Here is a 624-nt window from a genome sequence, read left to right as displayed (position 1 = left end):
AGTGTCGCTGCCGCAGCTTCGGTGCATGGTTTAGCCCCGTTACATCTTCCGCGCAGGCCGACTCGACCAGTGAGCTATTACGCTTTCTTTAAATGATGGCTGCTTCTAAGCCAACATCCTGGCTGTCTGGGCCTTCCCACATCGTTTCCCACTTAACCATGACTTTGGGACCTTAGCTGGCGGTCTGGGTTGTTTCCCTCTTCACGACGGACGTTAGCACCCGCCGTGTGTCTCCCGTGATAACATTCTCCGGTATTCGCAGTTTGCATCGGGTTGGTAAGCCGGGATGGCCCCCTAGCCGAAACAGTGCTCTACCCCCGGAGATGAGTTCACGAGGCGCTACCTAAATAGCTTTCGGGGAGAACCAGCTATCTCCCGGTTTGATTGGCCTTTCACCCCCAGCCACAGGTCATCCGCTAATTTTTCAACATTAGTCGGTTCGGTCCTCCAGTTAGTGTTACCCAACCTTCAACCTGCCCATGGCTAGATCACCGGGTTTCGGGTCTATACCCTGCAACTTAACGCCCAATTAAGACTCGGTTTCCCTGCGGCTCCCCTATACGGTTAACCTTGCTACAGAATATAAGTCGCTGACCCATTATACAAAAGGTACGCAGTCACCCT

General features: G+C 53.4%; 1 rRNA gene. It reads right to left on the bottom strand.

Going from position 1 to position 624, the window contains the following annotated elements:
- Positions 1-624 (bottom strand): 23S ribosomal RNA (locus DW56_RS04120); the annotation flags it as partial.

The organism is Franconibacter helveticus LMG 23732 (genome assembly GCF_000463115.2).
Lineage (GTDB): Bacteria > Pseudomonadota > Gammaproteobacteria > Enterobacterales > Enterobacteriaceae > Franconibacter > Franconibacter helveticus.
Note: the sequence above shows the minus strand (reverse complement) of the source record. Positions and strands in the feature narration are given on the sequence as shown.